Source organism: Rhizobium sp. FY34, assembly GCF_005222845.1.
In the GTDB taxonomy this organism is placed as follows: domain Bacteria; phylum Pseudomonadota; class Alphaproteobacteria; order Rhizobiales; family Rhizobiaceae; genus Neorhizobium.
On record NZ_STFZ01000014.1, the window covers coordinates 171,784 to 194,632 of the forward strand.

The 22,849-nt window shown below is 61.8% G+C and carries 18 protein-coding genes and 2 pseudogenes; 6 read left to right on the forward strand and 14 right to left on the reverse strand.

Annotated features, from left to right (window positions below; translation table 11 throughout):
* Positions 1-340: transposase (locus E8M77_RS11725; protein WP_205910477.1), on the forward strand; the 340-nt coding region annotated here is incomplete at its 5' end.
* 105 nt (positions 341-445) lie between these two features.
* On the opposite strand, the pseudogene E8M77_RS11730 reads toward E8M77_RS11725, so the two are convergent.
* Positions 446-1,118: pseudogene (locus tag E8M77_RS11730) on the reverse strand (DDE-type integrase/transposase/recombinase); the annotation flags it as partial.
* 64 nt (positions 1,119-1,182) lie between these two features.
* Between E8M77_RS11730 and E8M77_RS11735 the strand changes: the two are divergent.
* Positions 1,183-2,402, forward strand: a pseudogene (locus E8M77_RS11735) (IS256 family transposase).
* Positions 2,403-2,908: 506 nt separating this feature from the next.
* Here E8M77_RS11735 and E8M77_RS11740 read toward each other — a convergent pair.
* The 13 genes from E8M77_RS11740 to E8M77_RS11800 all read right to left on the reverse strand — a co-directional run bounded on the left by E8M77_RS11740 (position 2,909) and on the right by E8M77_RS11800 (position 17,539).
* Entirely contained in the window at positions 2,909-4,423 is a 1,515-nt protein-coding gene (locus tag E8M77_RS11740) for an aldehyde dehydrogenase family protein (RefSeq protein ID WP_137130821.1), read from the reverse strand.
* A 12-nt stretch (positions 4,424-4,435) separates the two neighbouring features.
* The gene (locus E8M77_RS11745) at positions 4,436-4,912 is read right to left on the reverse strand and encodes a (2Fe-2S)-binding protein (protein ID WP_137130822.1); all 477 of its coding nucleotides are present in this window, start codon (positions 4,910-4,912) and stop codon (positions 4,436-4,438) included.
* Positions 4,909-8,040, reverse strand: a complete 3,132-nt coding sequence (locus tag E8M77_RS11750) for a molybdopterin cofactor-binding domain-containing protein (protein WP_137130823.1) — start codon at positions 8,038-8,040, stop codon at positions 4,909-4,911. The genes E8M77_RS11745 and E8M77_RS11750 overlap by 4 nt, the downstream gene beginning before the upstream one ends.
* 1 nt (position 8,041) lies before the next feature.
* Positions 8,042-8,908 carry an aromatic ring-hydroxylating dioxygenase subunit alpha gene (locus E8M77_RS11755; RefSeq protein ID WP_137130824.1) on the reverse strand — a complete coding sequence of 289 codons (867 nt, stop codon included), beginning with the start codon at positions 8,906-8,908 and terminating at the stop codon, positions 8,042-8,044.
* Entirely contained in the window at positions 8,905-10,299 is a 1,395-nt protein-coding gene (locus E8M77_RS11760; protein ID WP_137130825.1) for an amidohydrolase, read from the reverse strand. Before E8M77_RS11760 ends, E8M77_RS11755 begins: the two co-directional genes overlap by 4 nt.
* A 37-nt stretch (positions 10,300-10,336) precedes the next feature.
* Positions 10,337-11,905: a GMC family oxidoreductase N-terminal domain-containing protein gene (locus tag E8M77_RS11765; RefSeq protein WP_137130826.1), complete on the reverse strand. Its 1,569-nt coding sequence runs from the start codon at positions 11,903-11,905 to the stop codon at positions 10,337-10,339.
* Between the two features lie 10 nt (positions 11,906-11,915).
* Positions 11,916-12,524 (reverse strand): thiamine pyrophosphate-dependent enzyme, encoded by a 609-nt coding sequence (locus tag E8M77_RS11770; protein ID WP_137130827.1) that lies wholly within the window; start codon positions 12,522-12,524, stop codon positions 11,916-11,918.
* Positions 12,521-13,021: a thiamine pyrophosphate-binding protein gene (locus tag E8M77_RS11775; protein ID WP_137130828.1), complete on the reverse strand. Its 501-nt coding sequence runs from the start codon at positions 13,019-13,021 to the stop codon at positions 12,521-12,523. Before E8M77_RS11775 ends, E8M77_RS11770 begins: the two co-directional genes overlap by 4 nt.
* A 93-nt stretch (positions 13,022-13,114) precedes the next feature.
* Positions 13,115-14,077: a LysR family transcriptional regulator gene (locus tag E8M77_RS11780; protein WP_137130829.1), complete on the reverse strand. Its 963-nt coding sequence runs from the start codon at positions 14,075-14,077 to the stop codon at positions 13,115-13,117.
* Positions 14,077-15,876, reverse strand: a complete 1,800-nt coding sequence (locus tag E8M77_RS11785) for an adenine deaminase C-terminal domain-containing protein (RefSeq protein ID WP_137130830.1) — start codon at positions 15,874-15,876, stop codon at positions 14,077-14,079. Before E8M77_RS11785 ends, E8M77_RS11780 begins: the two co-directional genes overlap by 1 nt.
* 53 nt (positions 15,877-15,929) lie before the next feature.
* Positions 15,930-16,562, reverse strand: a complete 633-nt coding sequence (locus tag E8M77_RS11790; RefSeq protein WP_137130831.1) for a glutathione S-transferase family protein — start codon at positions 16,560-16,562, stop codon at positions 15,930-15,932.
* Entirely contained in the window at positions 16,562-17,260 is a 699-nt protein-coding gene (locus E8M77_RS11795) for a Rieske (2Fe-2S) protein (RefSeq protein ID WP_137130832.1), read from the reverse strand. Before E8M77_RS11795 ends, E8M77_RS11790 begins: the two co-directional genes overlap by 1 nt.
* A gap of 42 nt (positions 17,261-17,302) precedes the next feature.
* Positions 17,303-17,539, reverse strand: a complete 237-nt coding sequence (locus E8M77_RS11800; RefSeq protein WP_137130833.1) for a hypothetical protein — start codon at positions 17,537-17,539, stop codon at positions 17,303-17,305.
* Between the two features lie 514 nt (positions 17,540-18,053).
* Here E8M77_RS11800 and E8M77_RS11805 point away from each other — a divergent pair.
* The 4 genes from E8M77_RS11805 (at position 18,054) to E8M77_RS11820 (ending at position 22,825) form a co-directional block, all read left to right on the forward strand.
* On the forward strand, positions 18,054-19,166 hold the full coding sequence (locus E8M77_RS11805) for a BMP family ABC transporter substrate-binding protein (RefSeq protein ID WP_137130834.1): 1,113 nt from the start codon (positions 18,054-18,056) through the stop codon (positions 19,164-19,166).
* A gap of 86 nt (positions 19,167-19,252) precedes the next feature.
* Positions 19,253-20,836, forward strand: coding sequence for an ABC transporter ATP-binding protein (locus tag E8M77_RS11810; RefSeq protein ID WP_137130835.1), 1,584 nt, complete (start codon positions 19,253-19,255; stop codon positions 20,834-20,836).
* On the forward strand, positions 20,829-21,875 hold the full coding sequence (locus E8M77_RS11815) for an ABC transporter permease (protein WP_137130836.1): 1,047 nt from the start codon (positions 20,829-20,831) through the stop codon (positions 21,873-21,875). Before E8M77_RS11810 ends, E8M77_RS11815 begins: the two co-directional genes overlap by 8 nt.
* Positions 21,876-21,889: 14 nt before the next feature.
* Positions 21,890-22,825 (forward strand): ABC transporter permease, encoded by a 936-nt coding sequence (locus E8M77_RS11820; RefSeq protein ID WP_137130837.1) that lies wholly within the window; start codon positions 21,890-21,892, stop codon positions 22,823-22,825.
* The last annotated feature ends 24 nt before the right edge of the window (positions 22,826-22,849 follow it).

Below are 22,849 nucleotides of genomic sequence, written 5' to 3' on the forward strand. Positions count from 1 at the left end.
CCGGGCCTCGCTGCCGCGGCGGGGCGACAAGGGTCGAGATGACCGGCTGTTTTTGGAGGCCCTGCATTATGTCTCCGTTAACAATATCACCTGGCGCGGCCTGCCGGAGCGCTATGGACATTGGAACAGTGTCTGGAAGCGCTGTTCCCGATTGAGCAAGGCGGGTGTTTTTGAGACTTTCTTCGAGCACCTTGCCAACTTGAGCACGTCGGCCGATCTGGTTCAGATGTTCGATAGCACCGTGGTGTGCGCGCATGTTTCGGCAGCAGGAGCAAAAGGGGGCAATATGGCCAAGCGCTTGGACGCTCGCGAGGCGGCTTCTCTACCAAAATCCACCTGAAGACCGATCCCATCATCCTCTGTGCACATATTGTCTGTCGTCGAATGATTTGAGACTTTTCCTGCTCTGGAAGATTGGAGTTTCCGGCTCAGTTTACGTGTTGATTTAAGCCGCTTTGGCCTGGTGGTTCAAGCGGCGCTGTCTGATTGTGTCTCGTTTGATCCTTTCGCGTTCCAGCAGGATGGTCTGGCCGCGTCCGAAGTAGACGTCGGCCGGAGTGAGATTGTCGAGGCTCTCGTGATGTCGGCGATGATTTGTAATGCTCGACGAAGGTCGCGATCTGCGCCTCAAGGTCCTCCTGGAAGAAGTCGTTTTCGAGCAAGATGCGGTTCTTGAGCGTCTGGTGCCAGCGTTCGATTTTCCCTTGTGTCTGTGGATGGCCGGGAGCTCCATGGACCTGATCAATCTTATATTTCTCCAGCCATGCGCCGAGATCGGCGGCCACGTAACACGGGCCATTGTCGGATAGCAGACGCGGTCGATGTTCGACCTTGACTTTGTCGCAGCCTGAGGCGGTCAGTGCCAGGTCGAGCGTGTCTGTGACGTCATCGACCTTCATGCTGGTGCAAAGTTTCTAGGCGATGATGTAGCGGGAATAATCGTCGAGGATGGTCGATAGGTAGAACCAGCCCCAGCCGATGACCTTCAGATAGGTGAAATCGTTCTGCCACATCTCGTTTGGCCGCGTGGTCTTGTCCTTGAGCTCGTCGTTGGCCTTGATGACAATATAGGCTGGCGAGGTGATCAGGTCATGGGCCTTGAGCAGACGATAAACCGAAAGCCTCGGGACTGTCAGGAATTTCGTGTACGGGAGTGCATAATGGGTATGATGGAGACCACCCATAGCACGACGGAAAGAGCCGGTTATCCCGGACACGATATTGGACCAATTGCTCGGCGGGGCTGATGCCAAGACGGCCTTTGACGGCGGCGGTCTGCTCGACCAGTTGAAGAAGGCGCTTGCGGAACGGGCGCTGAACGCGGAGATGGATCACCATCTCTCAAGCGAAAGTTCCAGCGGCAACAGCCGCAATGGCTATGGAAAGAAGACTGTTTTGACAGACGGCGGTTCTCTGGAACTGTCGATACCGCGGGATCGGCAATCGAGTTTTGATCCGCAGCTTCTGGCCAAATATCAGCGGCGGTTTCCCGGCTTCAACGACAAGATCATTTCGATGTACGCGCGAGGGATGAGCACACGCGAGATCGTCGGCCATGTGCAGGAACTCTATGGTGTGGATGTTTCGCCGGACCTGATCTCGGCGGTCACTGATGCTGTGCTCGATGAGATTGCGACCTGGCAATCGCGTCCGCTGGAGCCGGTCTATCCGCTGGTGTTCTTCGATGCGCTTCGGGTCAAGATCCGCGACGAAGGCACGGTGCGCAACAAGGCCGTCCATGTGGCGCTCTGCGTTCGCGGCGATGGAACCAAGGAAATTCTCGGTCTTTGGATCGAGACCAACGAGGGCGCAAAGTTCTGGCTGCGCGTCATGAACGAGATGAAGAATCGGGGCGTTAGGATATCCTGATCGCCGTCGTCGATGGGCTGAAGGGCTTCCCCGATGCCATCAACGCGGTCTTTCCGCAAACGACTGTGCAGACCTGCATCGTCCACCTGCTCAGAAACTCGCTGGATTTTGCCTCCTGGAAAGACCGCAAGGATTTGGCGCGCGCCATGAAGCTGATGTATTCGGCCGTCGATGACACGGCTGCTGAAGCCGCACTAACCTCGTTTGAAGCGGGCTTCTGGGGCCAGAAGTTCCCGGCTATCGGCCAAATGTGGCAGCGCGCATGGCAGGAGGTCATTCCCTTCTTTGCCTTTCCCAAGGACGTGCGCCGGATCATCTATACGACGAACGCCATCGAGGCTTTGAATTCCAAGCTACGCCGCGCGGTGCGCGCAAGGGGGCATTTCCCCTCCGATGAGGCGGTGACCAAACTCCTGTATCTGGTCTTGAACAGATCGGAGAAAGAGTGGAAAATGCCGCCAAGAGAATGGGCAATGGCGAAATCCCAGTTTGCCGTTCTCTTCGCGGATCGCTTCCAGGCCGCGAGGGCGTAGACAGAAATGTTCAACCGCACGTCCGTACACGAAATTCCTGACAGTCCCCGCTGGTTCGGTCTATCGCCACGTATAGATGGAGCTTCGCCTCGGCAGTACGCATTTCGACAATGTCGATGTCAACGGACCGAGGCTGCGCAGCAGCGCCAGAACGACCCGAGAATTGTGGTCGGCAATATCCTCCGGGCTGATACCCGGTCCCGTGCGGGTGCCCTAACCTGTGCGCGCCTTGGTCTTGGCCAACGTCTCGTCCACACAGACGAGACGTGAGGGGCTCTTTTGCAGAGCGGGTTGACGATGTTCGCGCCACTCATCGCGCTCCCGGCGCATGTCGGCGGGTTCGCGTTCTGATGTCAGCAGTGTTTTTTATATGTCATCCGCAGCACGTCTGCTTTCCCAGACCATTGCTGTTGCCTGCCCCCGCAGCGCCCAACACTGAACGTTCGTCTCTGATAATCAAATTTCATCAAGAGATTGCAGCTCTTCTCCGACGGCGCAAGCCTTGCTCAAATGAGAGCGCAGACGGTCTTGGTTTCCAGATAATTCTCCAGTCCCAGTGCGCCGTTTTCATAGCCCCAGCCCGACTGGCGGTGGCCGCCTTTGGGCAGTTCGGGCGAAAAATAGGAATGGCAGTTGATCCAGATCGTGCCGGCTTTCACCTGTGCCGCCAGGCGGTGGGCGCAGGACAGGTCTTTCGTCCAGATGCTGCCGGCCAGACCGTAAGGGCTGTCATTGGCATAGGTCAGGGCTTCTTCCACATCATCAAAGGGTGTGACCGCAACGACGGGGCCAAAGATCTCCTCGCGCATCAGGCGCATCTCCGAGCGCACGGCCGTAACCACAGTCGGCGCGTAGAAAGTGCCACACTCGCCGCTCTGGGTACCGCCACTGGCGATGTTGGCGCCCTCTGCCTGTCCCTCTGCAACATAGGCGGCGACACGATCCGCCTGGCGGCGGTTCACCAATGGGCCAAGATCGGTTGCCGGATCAAGCCCATGGCCGAGCCGCAGCGCCGACGCCGCCTTGGACAGCCTGTCCACCACCGCGTCGCAGACCGATCTGTGGGCATAGACGCGCGAGGCGGCAACGCAGACCTGGCCGGAGTTTGAAAAGATACCGCGTGCCACGCCATCGATCGCCAGTGTCATATCGGCATCGGGCAGGATGATAGCAGGTGATTTTCCGCCCAGTTCCAGCGTCAGTTTTTTCAGGTTTCCGGCCGCAGCCGCAACGATCATCTTGCCCACTTCGGTGGAACCCGTGAAGGCCACCTTGTCGACATCGGGATGGGCGGTGAGGGCTGCTCCGACAACCTCGCCAAAACCGGTGACGATATTGACCACGCCGTCCGGCAATCCGGCCTCCAGCATCAATTCGCCCAGCCGAAGCGCAGTCAGCGAGGTTTCCTCGGCCGGCTTCAGCACCACGGTGCAACCGGCCGCCAGTGCGGGCGCAAGCTTCATCGCGGCCATCAGCAGCGGCGAGTTCCACGGCGTGATGGCGGCCACCACGCCGACCGGTTCACGCGTCGTATAGGCAAAGATCTGTTTTCCCGCCGGCTGGTAGCTGATCGAGGTAGGAATGGTGGTGCCGAGGATTTTCGTGCAGAAGCCGCCGAAATAGCGGAACTGTTCGGCAGAGGCTGGAATTTCAGCAAAGCGGCTGGTCCTGAAGCTCTTGCCCTGATCGAGCGTTTCCAGTTCGGCCAGTTCGTCTGCATGGGTGTCGATCAGTTCAGCGATTTTCCACAACAGCTTGCCGCGCTGCGACGGCGTCAATCCCTTCCATGCGGTCGAGGAAAGGGCAGTGCGGGCGCTTGCCACGGCTTCATCGACATCAGCCACCGTGCCTTCGCAAAGTTCGGCAAGGATCTCGCCAGTGGCCGGATCAGCCGTTTCAAACCAGCTCGCCGATGCGCCGTTCCGCCATGCACCGCCAATCAGTATCTGCTTGCGGCGCTTTGCCAGAAAATCTCTGGCTCCCTGGCTCTTCGGGGCGATGGTGGTGAGTGCAAGTGTCATGCCGGTGTTCCTTCAGCGCAACTGAGCGGTGCGGATGCGGGAGGCAGCGTTCAGCGCGCCCCTGATGATCGAATGATAGCCGGTGCAGCGACAGAGATTGCCTTCAAGTCCGGCGCGGATTTCCCTCTCCCCGGCATCGGGTTGTTCGGCAAACAAGGCAACCAGCGCAAGTGAGACGCCAGGTGCGCAGTAGCCGCATTGGAAGGCGTTTTCCTCCGCCAATCCTTCCCGCACCGCCTGTCCCAGCGGATGCGCTAGGAGCCCTTCGACGGTCATGATATCTGCGCCCTCAAGCTGGAACGCCATCAGCAGGCAGGCATTGGCCAGCCGGCCGTTGATCAGAACCGAACAGGCGCCGCAGCGGCCGATGCCGCAGGCAAGCTTGGTGGCCGTTCGCGCCAGATGCTCGCGCAGGATGTCCGTCAGGCGCGTATCGGCCGTGCATTCGAGCAACACTGGTTTGCCATTGAGAGTGAAATCGAGGGTCATTCGGGCACCGCGAGACGGGACAGAAGGGCTTCCGGGTCAATTGGCGTGACAGCCGGGCAATAGCCGGTGGCGGCAAAAATGGCGTTGGCGATGGCCGGTGTGATTGCCCCGATACCAAGTTCGCCTGCCCCGCGCGGCCCAAGCTCGTCGCCGGCATCCAGTTCCTCCCGTGCGAAGATGCTGAGGTCAGCCGGTGCATCCTGGATGCCGGGCAGCATGTAGGTGTCGAGGTTGGTGGCAAGATGGGCACCGTCACGCATCTTGCAGTCTTCGCTGAGCGTAAAGCCCAACCCCTGCACGGCACCACCCTCAAGCTGGCCGAGATAGGCGGCAAGATCGATGATCGGGCCTGCGGCAGAATGCTGATGCAGATCGAGCACCCGCAACTGGCCCGTGACGCGGCTGATCGCAACGCGGGCCAGCGCGGCCCCGAAGGCGAAGATATAGCGGGCATTGCTGGCGGGATAATCGGTCTTCGGAAATTCGTAGGTTACCGTCACAGAGGGAAGATCGGCGTCCGGCAGGTGGTCGGCCAGCTGCCGGTAGGTCACGAGCAGTTTCCCGCTATTGCTGCCTGCCTCCGCCAGCCCGCCGGGCGCGAACACCAGCCGCTGCGGATCGCATCCCAAAAGGCCTGCGGCCGCGTCACACATCTGCCGGCGGAATTCAGGGGCCGCTTTGCGCGCGGATGCCCAAACGACATAGGTGCCGCGTGAGGCCGTGGTGGAGCCTGAATCCGGCGCCAGCCGCGTATCACCCGTGAGCGGCCGAACATCGGAGCGCGCGCAGCCAAGCTCTGTGGAAACCGCGCCGCAGATCGCAGTGAGCAGCCCCTGCCCCATCTCGTCCAGCCCGTAGGCACCTTCGATGAAGCCATCCTTTGTCAGGGCAAGCCGACCGGCGCAGGGGTCGGGGATGACCGATCCGAGGCCATTTCCCTGGTAGTTCATCGCCATGCCCGTGCCGATCAGCCATTCTGCGTCATCGCAAAGCCCCTGCGGCCGCCTCCAGAGCGGGCTCGCTTTGGCTGCCGCCAGCATTTCATCCAGCCGTTCGCTGGGGGCAACCGTCTGACCAAGATAACCGGGGGTGCCGGGGAGGCGCAGGTTACGCTGCCTGATCTCCACGGGCGACAGATCGCACAGGGCTGCCAGCCGGTCCATCTGGCATTCGATGGCAAAGGTCATCTGGTTGGCGCCAAAACCGCGAAAGGCGCCGCAGAGCCCGTTATTGGTATAGGCAAGGCGACCGCGCGTGGCGATATGGGAAACGTTATAGGGTCCGGCTGCATGCTCCATCGCGGTTTCCAGCACGCCGGGACCGAGAGAGGCATAGGCACCCGCATCCGCCAGCAGATCCACCTCCTGGGCGAGAAGAAGGCCGCTTGCATCGCAGGCGGTTTTCATGCGGATCGTCATCGGGTGGCGCTTTTGGCCGGCGAGCACGGATTCAGCGCGCGTCAGTTGCAGGCGCACCGGCTGCCCTGCCTTCAGCGCCAGAAGCGCCAGGGCCGGCTGCACGGAAAGCTCATCCTTGCCGCCGAAGGCTCCGCCTGTCGGGGACGTGACAACGCGGATGTTCTCCTCCGGCAGGCCGAGAATGCGCGACAACTGCAACCGGTCGCGCCCGCCGTGCTGGCCGCCGGCGCAGATGTTCAGCGTTCCATCCGGATCGACGAAGGCATAGCCTCCTTCGGTTTCCATAAAACCGTGCATCTGCCGGGGGGTGACATAGGTGTCTTCCACCACATGGAAGGCTTCTGCAAACCCCTGCGCCACATCGCCGCGCGAAAACAGGATTTCCCGTTGCAGGTTGCCGGTTTCATGCACTGCCACGGCCTGCGGCAGCAGGGCCGCCTCGACATCCGTGACGGGGGCAAGCGGTTCATAGACAACTTTGATCAGCGACAGCGCCTTTTGCGCCGTCGCATCATCGACGGCGGCAACGGCTGCGACCGGATCGCCGCGGTGGCGAACCTTGTCGAAGCAAAGCGCCGGTTGATCCTGCACAACGATGCCGAAGGCATTTTCACCCCTGATGTCGCGGTGCGTGACGACGGCGGCGACGCCGGGCAAGGCTTGCGCCTCTGTTGTGTCGATGGAGAGGATGCGCGCATGGGCGATGCCTGCCCGCAGGATGCGCCCGACAAGCATGTCGCTCTGGCGATGGTCGGTGAGATAAGTCAGAGTGCCCCCGATCTTGGCGGGCAAGTCCGGGCGGATATGCCAGCGTTCCGGCGATCTGGTGCGGCCAAGCGCTAACTCGACCTTTCCCGTTTGTGAGCTATGAGGCTCGATGGCGACCGACATTGCGGGGGCACGGGCCGGCAGGTAACCGCCAAGACCAAAGGTCAGCGCATTGGCCGCAACGGTCCGGCGATAGGCGGCGGAACGGACATCATCGCCCGGCGCGTCAATGGTCGACAGCAGGACCGCATGAAGTGCTGCCCAGTCGCCATCGCCACAGGCGAGCGCTTCCGCCTCCCGCAGGCGTGCCGGCGAAACAATGCCGCCACCGACCGCAAGACGGGCAAAGCGGGGGCTATCTCTGCCCGGCAAAATCCGGCCGGCGACATTGATGACGCTTGGCGTGAAGGCGGCGCGTAGTCCTGTCTTGCGAAACACGAAACGTTCGTCCGGATCTTGGGGCGCGATGTGGATCGCGGTGAGGATTTCCGGCTCTCGGTCGGTATCTGCAAGCCAGTCCTCCAGCGACAGGCTGACGCTTCCGGCAGCGCCTGCAACGTCGACAACCGCATCAAGCGCCAGAAGGGCTGGCAGAAGACAGCCGGTTCGCCCGGCAATATTGCCGCCAATCGTTGCCAGATTTCGAACCGACGGGCTTGCCACCACGCGGATGGCTGCGGCCAGAAGCGGCAGGTGCGCGGCGATTTCTGGCGCGCGCAAAAGCTCTGCAAGCGGCGTCATGACCCCGATACGAACTGCGCTTTGTCCTTGCATAACGCCTGAAAGGCCTGGAATGCGGGCAAGGCTCACCATCCGCCGGGGCTGGACACACCCCTTTGCCCACTCAAGCTGAAGTGCCGTGCCCCCAGCAATGAGGCGCGTTTCTGGCTGACTTGCTTCCAGAAGCGCTTTGTCCAACGTGTCGGGGGCCAGAACCTCCATCTCAGGCGGCCCCGGCCGTGGTGCCGAAACGGATGCCTTTTTCTTTCAGCCAGCGGCGATAGGCAATCGAGGAGGAATCGGCGCGTGTCGGAATTTCCGCCCGCGGTTCCAGCGGCAGAAGCAACGGGCGCTGGTTTTCCACGATGATGCGGTCCTGCAGGAAGATGACCTGTTCGAAGTTGAGGAGCGCCTTGTGCGGCGAAACCGCATCAACCAGATACATCACCGGCTGGGCGCGACAGAGCCCCTCTTCCATCGGCTGGATGAAGAGCGCAATCGCATCGAGCCGGTTCGGCGACGTTGGACAGACCCGGTAGAGCATCACCACGAAGGGTGATGGCACACGGTAGGTCAGTTGCACGAAATCGCCCTCGCTTTCGGTGGCAGCGATGCGCGGCTGGAAGAAGGTGCAGTTGGTTGCCCAGACCTCGTCCACGTCGCGGCGGATCTCGGACAGGTAATTCGGCACTTCCGTATACGGCTCGGAGCCGAGGATATCCGTATGGACAAAAGGAAAATGCGCCATATCGAGGAAGTTCTCGACCACCCGAAGGCCGGAGGCGCGCATGGTCACCCAGCCGCACAGCACAAAGCGTCGATCCGTCTCCAGGGCTTCCTCGATATGGACGATATCCTTTGCCGGCGTGCCGAGCGTGACGAATAGACAGCCGTACTTCACCTGAACGGGCAATGCCGGTCCGGGCTGGCCGGCCGGACCGATTTCCCGCACAAGCGGTGCGCCGTCCGAGCCGAGCCGCATTTCGATATCCTGGCCGAGCAGCTTTGTGCGCACCGGCTCTGCCGTCAGATCTCCAGCCGTTGCAACGGCATACCAGTCATCCAGCGCAACCCGGTCCGTCGTCTTCATGCGACAGATGCCTTTTCGCTGATCCATTGCTTGGTGCCGCCGCCGTTTGCCGCAAGCCATTCGGCACGGCGGGCAAAATGGGCCGGTGCCATGGCATGGATATCGGCAATGATCGCCTTGATATCACCGGTCTTCAGAACCCCATCTTCGACGATAATCTGCCCGTCCACCATGGTCATGGCAACATCGCCACCGCGCACGGCGTGGACGAGATTGTGCTGAAGGTTGAAATAGGGGCCTTGCCCGAACAGCGGCGTCATGCGCGGCGTATCGGTACGCACCGCAATGATATCCGCCCGCTTGCCCACTTCCAGCGAGCCGATCTCGTCTTCAAGACCGATTGCCTTGGCGCCCAGACTGGTTGCCATGCGCAGGCACTGCCAGCTATCCATGGCCGAGGCATCGTGGTGGCGCAGCTTGCCCAGAAGCGAGGCCGTCTTCATCTCCTCGAACATGTCGAAATTGTTGTTTTCCTTTTCACCATCGGTTCCGAGCCCGACGGGAATGCCAGCTGCCAGCATGTCGGCAATCGGGGCGATGCCGGAGGCAAGCTTCATGTTGGACACCGGATTATGGGCGACCGACACATTGTATTTGGCAATCAGCTCGATTTCCGCATCATCCAGCCAGACCGCATGGGCAAGCATCGTGCGCGGCGCCTCGAAGAAACCGAGATCCTCCAGCACATGCATCGGCCTCTTGCCGTAGGTTTCGAGGAACCCACCAACCTCCACCTCCGCTTCCGAGCAATGGGTGTGAAAGCCGGTGTTGTGGCGCTTGGCCATGGCAATCGCCCGGCTCTGGCCTGCCGCATCGGCGTAAAACAGATGTTCAAGGCCAACCCAGACATTGATGCGGCCATTGGCCTTGCGGTGCCATGTCTCGATCATCGCCTCGTTCATGTCGAGCGTGTCAAAATAATTGTAATCGGGATGTTCGCCGACATAGGGCACGGCCACGAGCCGGGTGCCGATCGCCTCGGCGGCCCGCGCGCTTCCATCCATGTAGCGCCACATGTCGACCACTGTCGTGGTGCCCGACAGCGCCGATTCCGCGTAACAGAGATAGGACGCCGCTTCTGCCTCGTGGGGCAGCAGTACGCGGTGCATCGGGTTGATGTGGATGGTCAGCCAATCCCAGACCGGCAGGTGTTCGGCCGTGCCGCGCAGGAAGCCGGAATGGGCGTGGGCATTGATGAGGCCCGGCATCAGCAGCGCGTTATCGATCCTCTTGACGGGAAGCGTCGGATGGCTGGCCTTGACCACCTCCAGCGTGCCGACCGAGACAATGCGCCCATCCTCGATGGCGACGGCGCCTTCCGGAATGACGCTGTTTTGCGCATCCATGGTCAGAAGATAATCAGCCGTCAGGATCGTTGCGGTCGAGGTCATGGTCTGCTCCAGGGTTTCAGGACGAAGGACGCAAGTTTCACACCGCCTCCAGAAGAAAGGCGGCGGCCCGCTCGCCGATCATCGTGACGGGCGCATGGGTGTTGCAGGTGGGAATGACGGGGATGACCGAGGCATCGGCAATCATCAATCCGTCGAGCCCGTGCACGGCAAGCCGGCTGTCGACCACGGCCATGTCGTCCCGACCCATTTTTGCGGTGCCGACCGGATGGAAGAAGGTGGAACAGCCGTTACGGGCAAATTCGCGCAAGGCCGCGCGCGACAACCGGCCTTTGGGGGCGGCAAACCCGTCAAACAGGGTGGAAAAGGCCGGGGTCTCCGCAAGCGCCATCACCGTCTCGATGGCACCCACAGTCGCCTCAAGATCGGATGGTTCGGCAAAATAGTTCGGCTGGATGTCGAGCGGGCCGAATGGATCGGCTGACAGCAGGCGCAGGTCGCCGATGCTTTTCGAATGCATCAGCCCGGCGCCCAGCGAAAACACCGTGCCCGACATATCGTGGAGCGCGCGAAGGCCGGGGGCCGCACTGTTTCCCTGCACGGGAAAGCTATGCACGTCCGGCTGCGCAAGGCCGGCTTGCGATTTCCAGTTCATCATCGTGCCGCCGCCATTGTCGAGGACCTCGCCCAACGGCAGTTTCGAGCGACAGACGACGGCCTGCACCAGCGGATGATCCTGGAGATTGCGCCCGACGCCCTTCAACGCATGGACCAGCGGAATGCCGAGCCGCTTCAGTTCGGCCGGATCGCCAATGCCCGACAGCATGAGGAGGCGCGGCGTATCGAAGGTGCCGGCCGACAGCACCACCTGCGTTGTCGCACGGGTCTCGACAACGGTTCCATTCACCAGATGACGAAGACCGGTGCAGCGTCCCCTTTCGAGCGTCAGGCCGATGGCCTGCGAGCCGGTCAGCACCGTCAAGCGCGGGTGATCGAGGATCGGATAAAGATAGCCATGCGCCGAACTCCAGCGCCTGCCATCGGCGATGTTGAGATTGGAGGGGCAGGCGCCCTCGTTACTTTCCCCATTCGGATCGGCAATCACAGGAATGCCAAGATCGGCCGCGCCATCCAGCATCGCCTGCGCCACCGGATGCAGCTTTTTGCTGGTGGTGATTTTCAACGGCCCACCGGCCCCGCGCCAGAAGCTTTCGCCGCCTTCCCAATCCTCCGCCTTTTTGAAGAAAGGCAGCACATCACGGAAGGACCAGCCGTTACAGCCGGCCGCCTGCCAGGCGTTATAATCGTTCGGATGACCGCGATACCACATCATCGCATTGATCGCCGATGACCCACCGAGCGCCTTGCCGCGCGGAATGCCGATCGTGTGGCCGTTGACGCGGGGCGTTGGCGTATAATCATAACCCCAGTCCCAGCGGCCGCGCCCGAGCGGCACCCATTGGCGCGGATCCTCGATCTCTGCGATGCCAAACCCCGGTTCGCCCGCTTCCACCAGAAGCACGGTGGCATCCGTGCCATCGATCAGGCGCCGCACCACCGGCAGCCCGCCGGAGCCCGCGCCGATGACGATATAGTCATAGGCTTTTTGCAGCGCGCGGTTCGGCAGGATCGGCGGGATGTCGGTCATTCCATCGGTCTCAATTGTGCTCGCTCGGCCCCATGATCACGATGCCTTCGGTCGCCTCCACATGGCGCACGAAAATATACTTGTCCTCGCGCCCGTCCGAATGCTTGCGCTTGATATCCGGCTGCACGGTGCCGGCCACCTTGGCCACGACCACGTAAGGAACGTCAGCGACAAGGCCCGCCGCGCAATGGGTCTCGAACTCTTCAAGCGTGCGCACTGTGTAGGCATGCTCGACGCCGGCACCACGGGCAATGGCGGCAATATCCACGCGCCCAAAGGCGGTATGCGTCGGCGGCCCGCCGATCGACTGGTAACATTCGTTGTCCCAGACGACGATGAAGAGGTTCTTCGGCTGCTCATTGCCAAGCGTGGCCAGAATGCCGAGGTTGAACATCATGCCGCCATCGGTATCGAGCGAGATGATGCGCCGGTGCGGCAGGCCGGTTGCAAGACCAAAGGCCTGCGGCGTGACGCAACCGAGCTGCTGCTGGAAGAGGCTTGCCGCGCGCATGTGCGGGGCTGCATTGTACCATTCATCGACGGAGGCGCCGAGTGACAGGATCACCAGCTCGTCCTTCAGCCGTTCGGCCAGAAGTTTCATGCAGTCATAGCGCTTCATCGAACGATACTCCCGCCAAGGGCGATGGCCGAATGGTAATAGGCATTGTAGGACCAGTTATAGGCATCGACGATCGACTGCTCGATCTCGTCTTCCTCGCGCACCACGCGGTAGGGAATGCGCAGCGCATTCAGCACCGGTTCCATGGTGATGCCGTGCGGAATGGCCCACCAGTTGTTTTCGCCCAATTCACCGCGATAGCTCATCAGCATGATGACGGGTATGCCTGCCCCCAGCCCCATGCGTGCCAGCGGCTCGACGGAGGCGCGCAGGCCGGAATTTTCCATGATGAGTGCTGCCCGCTTGCCCGAGAGAAAGATGCCGCCGCAGATGGCAGCACCTTCGCCCTCATTTGTAACGCGGATGGTGCGGATATCCGGATCGGCATCGAGCGCCGGGTAAAGCTCCTTGAAGAGCGAGTCCGGCAGATAGCAGACGGTGCTGACGCCGGCTTTCTTCAGCCCGCGGATCACGGCATCGACGGATGATGGCTTCATGGTTTTCCCTCGTTTCGAGCAAAGGATCGCAAACCTGAAGTGTTCCGAATAGCTGGTATCTTCTGAGGTATTCGTTGCGCAAAAGGCAACATCTCAAGGTGCCTTTCCCAATCCCTGCCCACCCGTCTGCCCCGATGGCTGCGTCAGCTGCTCAACCGATTGTTCCAGCAGCCGGCCGAGTGCGCTTGCCGCATCCGACATTTCCTTGGTCGAGCGGGACAGCAGCATCAGCTTGCGGTTGGGAAGCCGGGTGTCGGTGAGCGGCACGAAGACAAGAAGACCCTGTGCCAGCTCCTGTTCCACGCCGACGCGGGTTTGCAGCACAAGCCCGAGATCTCTCAGCGCGAGTTCAACCATCAGGCCGATGGAATTGGTGCGCGAGCGGCGCGACAGATCGAGTAGAGAGCGGTTCAGCGCATCTTCCACAGAGGCGCCGAGTGTCAGGCTCTGATCGGAAAGGATGACCCGCCGGTTGGCGAGATCGAAGAGTTTCAGCTCGGTGCGCGCTGCCAGGTCGCTTCCCGGCAGCGCCAGAACCCCGATCGGCAGCGAGACGCTGGCAATGCGCCGCACGGTGCGCGGCACGCGCACGTCAAACAGCACGGCGAGATCGCATTCGCCTTCGGCCACCGCATTGGCGGCCTCCTGCGAGGCCATCACCTTGATATCGACGGTGATGGCCGGATGGCGCGCCCAGAACGCGGCAAGGGCTGCCGGAAGCAGGCCGCGCGCCACGCTCTCCACCACGGCAATAGAGACTGTTCCGCGATGCAGGCCATGCAGGTCATTGATCTCCGCGCAGGCGCGGGCAAGCTCCGAAAGCGAGGCCCGCGCGTGATAGAGCAGAAGCTCGCCGGCGCTGGTCAGCTTCAGGCGCTGGCGCACCCGCTCAAACAGCGGCGTGCCCAGTTCGTCTTCGAGCTGTCGCAGGATCCGGCTGACCGAAGACGGCGCTACATTCAGCGACAGCGCCGCCTGGCGGATCGATCCCAGCCGCGCCACCAGCTGGAAATAATGGATGCGGGTGGCAACCAGACCCAGCCGGTAGGCGTCCATCAAGCCGCCTCGAACGGCGGGACGATGGCCATCTGGGGCACGGTGACAAGGCCCTTGTCGGTGATGCGGATTTCCGGGATGACCGACAGCGGAATGAGGTTGAAGCCCATATAGGGAATGGTGCAGCCGGCCTTTTCCCACTCCACCTTCAGGGCCTGCACTTCCGCCGAGACCTCATGCACGCGCTTGTCGGACATCAGGCCCGCGACCGGCAGCGGCACCATGGCCGTCACCTTGCCATCCTGCACCACGCAGACCCCGCCCTGATGCGCCTCGATGGCGCGCAGCGCCACCTGCATGTCGGCCTCATTGGTGCCAGCGATGATGATGTTGTGGCTGTCATGGCCAACGGACGAGGCGACCGCGCCGCTTTTCAGCGCAAAATTCGACAGAAGCGCATGTGCCACATTGCCATCCGATTTCCCATGGCGCTCGATGACCGTGACGAAGCAAAGCCCGTGACGGGAGAAATGGGTTTCCCAGTCATTGGCCGGCTCCAGCGTGATTTTCTCGTGGCCAAGGATGATGCCCGGCAGTTCGGTGCGGATGGTATTGGCAATCACCGTGCCGCCCGGCAGATCCGGGGTCAGCTTTACGTCCTTCGGCAGCTTGACCGTGTGATAGGCCGCCTCCGGATAACGCCAGCGGTTGGAGAGGGCGGCATCGAGCGCCGGCGTGATGGCCTTCTGGTCCACCACCAGTTCGCCGCCATACCAGGTGCTGACCGGGTTCAGATCATCATCGAGCAGCACCAGATCGGCGCGCCGGCCACCGCCCATGCCGCCGATATCGCCTTCCATGCCAAAACGGGTCGCGCCGTGGAGCGAGCCCATCGCCCAGGCCTGTTCCGGCGTCATGCCGGCGCGGCGGGCTTCGCGCACCACCCAGTCGAGGCCGAAGGCAAGAAGATCTTCGGCGTCGCGGTCATCGGTGCAGACGGCAATGCGCTTGTGCGAGGCACCAAGCTCGGTGACGGTGCGGATCGCATCCGGCAGCGAATGCCAGGGCGTCGTCGGTGGTCCGCCGCGCAGGAACAGCCAGATGCCGGCTTCCAGAAGGTCATCGGCAATATCCCGGTCGATGGCCTCGTGCGTATCCGTGACGCCGGACGCGGCATAGGCGGAAACAAATTCGCGGCCATAGACATGGCCAGAGACCGGCCTGCCGCGTGAAAGCGCTGCGGCCAGTATGGCGTGGGCGCGCTCGTCACCCATGGTGACGGGCACGAAATCCATCTTTTCCCCCAGCGCCACGGCTTCCGGCCATTTGTCGAACAGAGCGGCGATCTTCTCTGCCGTCAGATCACCGCCTGCCGTTTCAAGATCGGGCGATGTTGCCGGCACGGTGGAGGGGACCGTGAGGAAAATCGACAGCGGCGCATGCCGGGCATCCTCCAGCATCGCCTCGACGCCCGCCACATCCATGACATTGCCGATCTCGTGGCTATCGCAGAAGATCGTCGTCGTGCCGTTGAGAAGGGCCGCTTCCGCATAGGCGCAGGCCGTGACCATGCTGGATTCGATATGGATATGCGGGTCAACCAGCCCCGGCGCGATAATGCCGCCTCGCGCATCATAACGCTTCGCGCTTGTGCTTTTCGACGTGCCGGACGGTTTGACGGCCGCAATCCGGCCACCGGCGATCCAGACTTCTCGCTCCGGCAGGATGCGCTCCGAATAGGTGGAGAGCACGCGTGCCCCGGTGATCACCAGATCCGGGCTTGCACGTCCGGAGGCGACATCGGCCAACCGCCGCGTCATGCTAGCAAGCGGGGCGACGGAAAATCGGGTGAGCGCCATGGCAAGATCTCCTCTTGTGACGGGATGTGCCGGTTGCGGCTCCCGCCTTGTCTTCAATGATAATCTGGAATGCCCGGCATGGTGCGGAACCCGGGCAGGATGCGGAAGCGCCGCAGCCAGCGGCGAAGGGCGGGAAACTCGTCATGGTCGATGCCATAATCGCGGCTGAGCGCAAAGCTCGGCAGAAGCGACAGATCGGCAATAGTCGGGGTGTCTGCCGCAAACCACTCAAAGCCTTCGATATGGCGCAGGACCATGTGATCATCCATGATGCGCAGCGCCTGGCGCGCCTCTCTCGTCAGGGCCTCCAAATCGCCGGCAGTGCCGAATACCGCCACGCGGCGGGCCTCGATGGCGCAGGCGAGTGCCGTGGCGGAAAAGAACGTCCACTGCATGACGCGTGAAAAGGTGGCGGGTTCAAGCGGCAGCCAGACGCCGGCCGCATTATGGGCACGCGACAGATGGGCAAGGATCGCCTGCGTACCATAGAGCACAAGGTCTCCATCCTTGAGAATGGGAAGGCTGCCAAGCGGGTTGAGCGCCCGCATCGCCGGCCCCTTTTCCTCATGACCGGGCACCATGTCGATGGCCACGATCTCATGGGCAATGCCGAGGAAGGAGAGCATCAGCCGCACGCGGTAACAGTTCTCGTCGAGATCGTGATTGTAGAGGGTGATTTCAGACATCACGCCACCTCCGCAACGGTTACAGGCGCTTCAAGGGCAAGCCGCAAAGCCTGCGCCCAGCGTGCAAGGGCTGCAATCAGATCCACCGACCCCTCGTCGGCCAGGATATGTAGCCCGATCTTTTGCGGACCGATCACCTGAACGGCAATCGACAGGCTGAGCGCGCCGGCCTCAAGGGTCCAGGCATGCGGGGTAACGACCTGCAGCCGGGCGGGATACGTCTCGTCTTTCCCGACAGGCAGTTGCGTCTGTTTCAGGATGGCAAGAGCGTGGGCCGCGGAACAATCTGCATAAAGGCTGCGCACCGGAAGGTTTGTGCCCATAGTGGGAAGCGGATCGGCAGCCTGCGCAGCGGTTGCGAGCCGCGTCCAGATCACGCCGCCGGCTTCTTCGACGGCATAGGTGGCGATCTTGATCGTCTTTGGGACGTCGAGATCGGGATGGGCGGGAATATGGCGACATTGTCCGGCCGTATCATAGGACCAGCCGTGATAGAGGCAGGCAATATGGTCGCCGCGCACAAAGCCGAAACTCATGCGCATGCCGCGATGCGGACAGCGGTCTTCCCACACATGCGCCACGCCCTTGGCATCGCGCCAGACAACCAGTTCAGCCCCCTCGACAACGGCGCCAGCCGACGTGCCCGGCTCGATGGAGGCCGAGAGCGCCACCGGCACCCATGCTGCTTCACTCGACATAGTTCATTCCCCTTGAATTCTGAAAACTTGCGCCTCTCGACATCAGGCATCGCTGCGCGTCACATCCATCACGATGCAGTCTGTTGGGCCAAGGCTGCAGGCCATTTCAAACATGTCGACCAGTGCCTCCTGCCCGCAAACCGACAGGCTGACGCGTGTGCCGCTGCAGGCATTGACGTCAAGATCGATATCGAGCCTGTCGGCCCGGTGGCGGGCAAAGCCGAGAAAGCTGTCGCAATCGAACGCGCCCTCGAACAGGAAATGCACCGGCGGGTTCATGGGGCGACCCCAGGATGGCGCCCGGCAAGCCGTGTTCGATCCGCCCTCTCCTGCCCGTTCATGCTGCTGCGGCGCATTTCGTCTCCGATTGTCTGCATCTTGGGCATATGACTAAACTTTGATCATGCCTTAATTTTATTCAGTCTAGCCTCAGCCAGAGCCCGCTTTCAAGCAAATTCTGTCCGGGCAGATGTTGCCTTTTGCGCATGCTTCCGATCTATTTTTTTCGACTATGCGGAACACTGGCGATTTGAAAAGCTCGGGCTCGAAGGGTGTTGGCGGGCTTTCCAGCTGGAAGCCGAGGTGTCGCTGCGCATCTTCAGGGCAGTCCGATTGGGCAGGCAGCAGGCTTGAAGGGACGCGCAAAAGCTGGGCCACGGCCCGCTGTCTTGCCCCAACACTGTCGCTTTGCGGTTTGGCACAGGAGTTGCAGCAGATTGGCTGCCAATTTCAGGCCGACGGGGGAATGCCGCTTCCCATCGCATATTCGAAACAGAAACAATAAGGGGTTCCAATGATCGACCTGCGTAGTCTTTCCCGTCGCGGCTTCCTGAACATGGCGGCGGCCGGCAGTGCCTCGCTTGCGCTGCCCGGCCTTGTGCGCTCTGCCTCTGCCGCAACAGCACTTCCTGCCGTCAACGAGAAGAATGCCGTGATCGGCTTTGGCCATGTCGGCCCGGTCACCGACGAGGGCTGGACCTGGTCGCACCATCAGGGCGTTCTGGCGGTCAAGGAAAAATTCCCCAACCTCAAGAAGGTGCTTGAGGTGGAAAACGTGCCCTATTCGGCCGATGCCACGCGCACCTATCGCCAGTTCGTGTCAGAAGGCGCGAACATGATTTTTGACACGTCCTCTACCGGTGACTTCCTGCACGAAGTGGTGCGCCGGGCCAAGGATACGGCCTTCATGGAATGCAACGGCCATGTGCTGATGGACAATCTCGGCTGGTATTACCTGGCGCACTGGTATCCGACCTATGTGCTGGGCGTTGCCGCCGGCCATCTGTCAAAGAGCGGCAAGCTCGGTTATGTCGCCTCCTTCCCGGTTGCCTCCGTCTATACTTCCACCAATGCCTTCCTGATGGGCGCGCGCACAGTAAACCCCAGCGCCACCTGCCAGACCATCACGATCAATTCCTGGTTCGATCCGCAGGCGGCGGCCCAGGCCGGCACGGCGCTGATCGACAATGGCTGCGATTTCCTGTTCGGCATCATGGATGAGGCGGCCTATCTGCAGGTGGCCGAAAAACGCGGTGTCTGGGCCGCCATGTGGAATACCGACATTCGCCGCTATGGCCCCAGTTCCTATGTCTCGTCGATTATCATCGACTTCAAGGAATATTACGTCGAACAGGTGCGCAAGCGGCTCGCCGGCGAATGGACACCAACCGAAAGCCTGTTTGCCATGGGTGCCGGCGTCGACCGTGATGCCTGGGGCGAAAAGGTTCCGGCAGATGTCGGCAAGGCTGCTGACGCGGTGCGCACAAAAATCCTCGGCGGCTGGTCGCCCTTCGTCGGCGAACTGAAGGATTCCAAGGGGGCGGTGCGTTTGGCAAAGGGCCAGAAGATGTCGGAAATGGATCTTTACAACTGGGATTGGTCCGTCGAAGGCGTCACCGGCCTCTGACCGCACCGGGATAACCGACGACATGCGGTATCGGGCGCTGACGTGCCCGATACCTTCCGCCAGCCTCTCATGCCGGTAGCGCCCGAATGACTGAACCAAGCCATCGATACGTGGTGCCGACAGGTGCAGCACCGCTCGTGCAGCTGAAGGGCATCGCCAAGTATTTCCCCGGCGTGATTGCCAACCAGGATGTCGACCTGGAGGTGATGCCGGGCGAGATCCACGCACTGCTTGGTGAAAACGGCGCGGGCAAATCCACGCTGATGAATATTCTGACCGGCATCTACCAGCCTGATGCCGGCGAAATCATCATTGATGGCTACGCATGCCAGTTTGCCTCGCCGGTTCAGGCCATCGCGGCCGGCATTGGCATGGTCCACCAGCACTTCAAGCTGGTCAACGCCTTCACCGTTGCCGAAAACATTCATCTCGGCTGGAGCGAGACGCCAAGGCGTGCCTCTGCCCCTGCCCTGGAAGAACGCACGGCGGCACTTGCGCAGAAGTTCAATCTCCAGGTCAAGCCATCGGCGCGCATCACCGAGCTTTCGACCGGTGAACAGCAGCGGGTGGAAATCCTGCGGGTTCTGGCGCGCAAGGCTCGCGTGCTCATCCTCGACGAACCAACCGCCGTTCTGACGCCGGCCGAAGCACGCGAACTGTTCAAGGCATTGCGCGATTTCGTGTCTACCGGCAATGCCGTGATCTTCATCTCGCACAAGCTGGACGAGGTGCTTGAAATCTCAGACCGCATCACGATCCTACGCGGCGGCAGGAAGGCGGGCACGGAACTTGCGGCCGATTGCACGCCGGCAAAACTTGCCCGCCTCATGGTCGGTCGCGATATCGTTCTGGCAGACATGCGCGCCCGCCCCCCAGGGGCGGCTGCCGTGTCGTCCTCGCCGGTGCTGCGTCTGCGCGACGTCAGCGTGTTGAACGATAATGGACATACGGCTCTGCATGGCATCTCACTCGATGTCCGCGCCGGCGAAATTCTGGGCATTGCAGGTGTTGCCGGAAATGGGCAACGCGAACTGTCGCAAGTGCTGACTGGAACGCGGCCGGCCGCAACCGGCGTGATCGAAATCGATGGACACGCCATTGCCCATGCCAACGCTGCCGATTTCGTGCGCCGCGGCATCGGCCATATCCCGGAAGACCGGCTGCACAGCGGGCTGGCGCCGGGCCTGTCGATTACCGCCAATGCCGTGATGCGCGAATACGCCAAGCCGCCCGTCACCATTGCCGGCATTTTTCGCCCGCGTGCCGCAAAGGCTCTGGCCCGCCAGATCGCAAGCGTTGCGGACGTGGCGATCCCCGATTTTGCCATGCCGATCCGCAACCTGTCGGGCGGCAACCAGCAGAGGCTGGTCGCGCGGCGCGAAATGCGCATCGCCTCCAAAATTCTCGTTGCCGCCTATCCAAGCCGCGGGCTCGACGTCGGCGCGATCAACACCATGCTGCGATACATCGTGGACCTGCGCAATGCAGGCGCCGGTATCGTGCTGATTTCGGAGGAACTGGAGGAATTGCTCAACCTGTCAGACCGCATCGCCGTGCTTTACGAGGGCCGCATCATGGGCGTGCTTGACAATGACCGGGTGGATATCGACGAGATTGGCCTGATGATGGGCGGGCGCCTGCGGGGCGAAAAGGGTGCAGCCCATGGCTGATTTTCGTCTGCAACGCCTGCCCTCCACAACGCCAGCCGCAGCGCTTGGCGCGCGCATCCTGGCAATCGCTCTTGCGCTTGTCATTGCCGGTGTCATCCTGGCCTTCGTCGGAAAAAACCCGCTGGCGCTTGGCCTGCAGGTCGTCACCTCCTCACTCGGATCAAGCTTCGGCCTGGAAGATCTCGGGCTTCTGGTCATTCCGCTGATCCTCACCGGACTTTCGGTGACGGTTGCCCAGCAGATCGGCGCGTGGAATATCGGCGCGGAGGGGCAGTTTTATGCAGGCGCCTTTGCCGCCAGCGCCGTCGGCCTTTTTGCGCCGCTGTCGGGAGGCTGGAGCCTTGTTGGCATGGGTGTCGCAGGCGCATTCGGCGGGCTCGTCTGGATCCTCATTCCCGCCCTTGCGCGTGCCTATGCCAATGTCAACGAGCTGATCACCACGCTGCTGCTCAATTTCGTCGCCATCCTGCTCGTCTATTATGTCTCGACCGACGCCTGGCGCGAACGCGGCGGTGTTGCCAATTCCGCCACACCGCGCATCAAAGCCGAAATACCTGAATTCTGGGGACTGGTACATTGGGGCCTGCCGATTGCCGTCCTGCTTGCCCTGGCGATGGCCGGCCTCCTTGCCTTTACCCGCTGGGGCTATGAGGTACGGCTCATCGGTTCCAATCCGGCTGCGGGCAAATATCTGGGCATTGCGGCGCGCCGCCACCTGATCACCGTCATGCTGATATCGGGCGCTATTGCCGGCCTAGCTGGCATGCTGGAAATTGCCGGCACGGTGCATCGCCTGCAAGGCGGCATTTCCAACAATTACGGCTATCTTGGCATCATGGTTGCGGTTCTGGCGCGCGGCTCCTCGATCGGTGTCATCTTTGCCGCAGCCCTGATGGCCTTCATCCTCAATTCGGGCATCATCCTGCAGACGCAGGGACTGACCACCTCCACCGTGCTGGCGATTACCGGTCTCATCCTCTTCCTGACGGCCATTGGCGACGAGCTGTCGCATTACCGTGTCGTGCGCGACAAAAGCTGAAAGGAACCCGTGCGATGGATCTCTTGACCGGACTTCTGACGACAGCCTTTCTTGCCGGCGGCGTGCTGGCGCTGGCGGCCATGGGCGAGGTGCTGGCCGAACGGGTTGGTGTCGTCAATCTGGGTGCCGAAGGGCTGATTGCCATGGGCGCCATCACGGCGGTTGCCACCGTCAGCGCTTACCCCTCGCCGCTGGTCGGTTTTTTGGCGGCCCTGTGCGTCGGCGCCCTGTTCGGCGCGCTGTTTGCCCTTGCTACCGTCACCATCCGGGCAAACCAGGTGCTGTGTGGCCTTGCCCTGACGCTGATCGGCACGGGCCTTGCCCAGACGATCGGCAAATCCTATTCCGGCATGCCGGTTGCAGCGACATTTCAGGGTGTGGAAATGCCGCTCCTGTCAAAACTGCCGGTCATCGGCCCGGCCTTCTTCAGCCAGAACATTCTGGTCTATCTCATCTACATCATCCTGCCGTTCGGCCTTTCCTACCTGATGTTTCGCACCCGCCACGGCATGAACATGCGTGCGGTGGGCGAAAACCCGGCGGCGGCCGATGCTGCGGGCATTCCGGTTACCCTCTTTCGCTTCGGTTATGTCTGCGCAGGTGCCGCCCTTGCCGCCGGTGCCGGCGCCTATCTGGTGCTTGCCTTCGTGCCGGCCTGGTCGGATGGGGTTGTGGCCGGGCGCGGATGGATTGCCGTGGCTCTCGTCATCTTTGCCGGGTACCGGCCCATTCCGGCCGCCCTTTCCGGCCTGCTCTTCGGTTTCATCACGGCGCTCGGTTTTGTCGGGCAGGCGCGCGGCTGGCCGATTGCGCCGGCCTTCCTGTCCATGCTGCCCTATGCCGGAACCATCGCCTTCATCATCGTGCCCGTCATCGCCTGGCAGCGCATGCGCCGGCTGATGGCGGCACCGGCAGCCCTTGGGCAACCCTATTTCCGCAGCGTCCGGTGATGGACAGCATGGGCAAACGGCGTA